Annotated in this window: 1 protein-coding gene; it reads right to left on the reverse strand. The window is 65.8% G+C overall.

The genetic code is table 11. The annotated features are described in order from the left end of the window. Positions 1–1,291 (reverse strand): recombinase family protein (locus tag V6U90_RS33285; RefSeq protein ID WP_334445128.1); only part of this gene is annotated, 1,291 nt, incomplete at its 3' end. Positions 1,292–1,605: the final 314 nt, after the last annotated feature.

A 1,605-nucleotide genomic window follows, 5' to 3' on the forward strand; every position in this document is an offset into this window, starting at 1 on the left:
CCGGATCCGCTCCGGCGTCGAGGGCGGCTCGGTAGCGTTCGAGTTTCGCGTCGCATTCGGCGATGGTGGTGCGGGCGGCGGCAGTTGCGGTCGGGTTGGGGTCCGGGTCGGTCTTGGCCATTGCGGTGATGGTTGCGTCGAGGCGGTCGGGGGTGAAGGCGGTGGCGAGCCAGTTGTCGAGTGGCGCGATGAGGGTGTCCTCGCGGAGGTAGACGTTGCGGGGGTGGTCGACTTCGTTGGCTAGCGCGTATTCCTGGGCGAATCGACAGCGGTAGTAGGCGTCACCGTGGCTGTATTGGCCCTGCATGCGGCGTTGGCAGGCGGCGCAGTAGATGAGTCCGCGGAACACGTACGGGTTGCGGGCGCGTCGTTGTCGCTGGTTGCCGGATTCTCGTCGCGCGCGTTGGCCGAGCAGGGTCTGTGCCTGTTCGAAGGCGGCGTCGTCGATGAGGGGCGGGTGGACTATCTCCTTTGAGACGATCCACTCGTCGCGCTTGTTCCAACGCATGACGCCGGTGTGACCGAGGGCAACGTCGTCGACGTCGAGGAGTACCTCATCGGTGCGCTGTTTGTTCCAGACCTGTCGGCCGGTGTAGCGCGGGTTGGTGAGGATAACGCGGATTGCGCTTTTGGACCAGGCGATGCCGTTGCGATGCGGGTTGCGGGCGCGGTCGTGTGCTGAGGGGCAGGGCACGTGGTTGGCGGTCAGCCCTTCGGCGATGGCGAAGAGTCCGTAGCCGGCGAGGAACTCGTCAAAGATCCGGCGGACGATCGGTGCGGTGTGGGGGTCGGGGGTGAGCGCGCGTAGACGTTTGCCGTCGGCGGCTTTGGCGGAGTTGGGGTGAGGGCCGAGGTCGCGGAGGGTGTAGCCGTATGGTGGGCGACCGCCGAGGTAGCGGCCTTCGAGGAGGGTCTGAGCGGCCATGGCGGTGCGGACGCGGAGCTTGATGCGGTTGCGTTCGCCTTTGCTCATGCCGCCGAAGACGGACATGATGAGTTCGTGGGCTTCGTTGTCGGGGTCGATGGGGCCGCCGATCTCGGGTACCCAGAGTTCGACGCCGTAGTGGGCGAACAGTGGCACGGTGAGGCCGAACTGGTTGCCGTAGAAGGCTCGATGGGGTTCGCCGACGACGACAGCGGTGAAGCCTCGTTGCGGTGTGCGTAGCGCGGCAAGGAGTCGGTTGGCCTGGTTGCGGCGTTGCCACGGTAGGGAGCGGCTTTGGCCGACGTCGAAGTATTCGGCGACGATGCGGCCGCCGTGCGGCTGGACGAGTGTGGTCGCCCGGGTCATCTGCCTACGGATCAGAAGGTTAGGGGTTCGAGTCCCTTCGGGCGCGCAAGTTCTACCAGGCAATATTCATGATTGCCGCTGACCTTCGGGTCGGTGTGGGTCACGTGTGGGTCACGTCTGTGACCCACATGCTGGGCCTGGCGGAGCCGCGTTGACCTGGGCTTTCGGGGTCGGTGCGCAGCGGATTCGCGGACGGATGATGCGGATCCGCTTCTTTGTCTAAGAGATCGCGCAAGTAGGTGGTTTCATGGGCGGCGGGTGGGGCGGGTGTTCCAGCGGTAGAGGGTCCAGGCCTGGCGGATGAGGCTACGGAT

Origin of the sequence: Micromonospora sp. CPCC 206060, assembly GCF_036906895.1 — a bacterium.
Classification (GTDB): Bacteria; Actinomycetota; Actinomycetes; order Mycobacteriales; family Micromonosporaceae; genus Micromonospora.